The 1,784-nt window shown below is 40.6% G+C and carries 1 protein-coding gene; it reads left to right on the top strand.

Annotation, left to right across the window (positions count from 1 at the left end; all coding sequences use genetic code 11):
* Positions 1-132: 132 nt before the first annotated feature.
* A complete protein-coding gene (locus AB4135_RS20845; RefSeq protein ID WP_371995345.1) occupies positions 133-1,680 on the top strand; it encodes a DUF3859 domain-containing protein in 1,548 nt (515 codons plus the stop codon).
* Positions 1,681-1,784 lie beyond the last annotated feature (104 nt).

Genomic DNA, 1,784 nt, shown 5'->3' with positions numbered 1-1,784 from the left:
AAGCCGCTAAACTCTCGCTGAGCGCTCAAATCTTTATACTGATTGGTATTACTTTCCCTTTGTTTTTTAATGATTAAACTCCAAACTGGTTAGATGACGATTGCACTGCAATCACTAAGGGAAATAGACGTTATGACATCATCGAAGTTAACCACCTACATTTTAAGCGTTACGCTCCTGGCTTTAAGCGGCTGTACGCTGACACCAAAAAATGTTAACGATATCCAATTTAAAGATCCTAATTTTGGCCAATGTATTGCGCAAACAGCAATAACGGAACTGTCAAAGATTACTGTGCTAAACTGTAGCGGCCAACAAATAACCCATGTCGACGAAATTCGCTACATGCCAGCGCTTACTGACCTCAACTTAATGAATAATGAATTGGCAGAGTTTGATACAACACTCCGCCCCAACCTTCAGCGTTTAAATCTACAAGGCAATAAGCTTTCCAATATCAATTTGAGCAACAGCCCTGAGCTCACTTTCCTCAATATCTCTAACAATAAAATAAGCAACATCGATGTAGGCCAAAATTCAAAGCTGATTAGCCTCTATGCCTACAAACTACCACTTGCTCAAATTGATGTTTCTGCTCAATCAAAATTAACAGATCTAGGCTTAAGCAAACATAAGCTAACTAATATCGATCTATCTAATAATCCGCAGCTACAAAGCCTCAATTTATCTGTTGGTACCCTAGAGAATATCGACTTAAGCAACAACCCCAAATTGAGCCACCTTTACCTTGCGAGTAATCAACTCACACAGCTAGATATCAGCCACAATCCAAATTTGACGATGCTATCATTAAGAAACAATCAGCTTGTCGAACTCGACTTAAGTCATCAGCCTCAGCTACAAAAAGTTAAAGCTGACTACAACAAAATTGAAGATATGTCATTTAGCCTAAATACTTCTCTGACCGAACTTGAGCTCAACAATAATCGACTCACCGTATTAGATACTTCTGCATTCGAGCATCTAAACAAACTGACAGCATTCAACAATCCTTTACAGCAACTAGAGGTCAATCAGGCGCAGCCGCCAAAAGTACTTTCTATTGAAGGCACTCCCTACGCATTATCGAATCAGGAGCAAACTAACGCTCGCACTATTTCTAATCTTCTCTCCCCGCGGGTCAGTATCCTAGATGCAGGTTTAATCAGCCAAAACGGTAATCAATACGACATTTTCTCGAGTCAGTTAGTACTGCCATCATTAGGTCAATATATAGGGTACCGCTACTCGGTGAAACTCCCTAAAAATGCCAAAGGCGAAGTCGATCCCAAACTCGCAAACCAGAGTCAATTCCCAATAACGCTGCGTATGACACACCCAGAAATCGTTGATCCTAAAAGTGGTAAAGGCTTCACGACATCAAGCTGGACCGACACTATGCTCAAACACGATCAGAATTTGGCGATGTGGTATTTTGGTGACAAGCATGAGCTGGTTAACGGCCGCTGGACACTCGATATTATTTATCGGAATTCAGTGGTCGCAACTAAGTCTTTTATGTTGGTAAATATGGATGAGAAGCCAATGGAAAAGCCAAAGGAAAGTGTCACCTTAGCTGATTTAATAAGTAATGGTCAGCATTACCTATGTAAAGACGAAAAATATCAAACTTGTTTGGGCTTCAGCAATAGCAACCACTGTGAAACTAGGGGCTGTTGATCTTTCACGGTTGTTTTTGCCGCAGTTTATTGGCTATTTTGACAAGGCGGAGGCTATGCCGTTTAGTTATTCTCCACAAATAGTCTACAACACAGTAAAAATAG

It is taken from the genome of Shewanella sp. 10N.286.54.B9 (assembly GCF_041468565.1).
Classification (GTDB): Bacteria; Pseudomonadota; Gammaproteobacteria; order Enterobacterales; family Shewanellaceae; genus Shewanella.
Note: the sequence above shows the minus strand (reverse complement) of the source record. Positions and strands in the feature narration are given on the sequence as shown.

Bases quoted from the DNA above. Each gene is read 5' to 3' on its own strand.
- AB4135_RS20845 (WP_371995345.1), top strand. From the start codon at position 133: ATGACATCATCGAAGTTAACCACCTACATTTTAAGCGTTACGCTCCTG.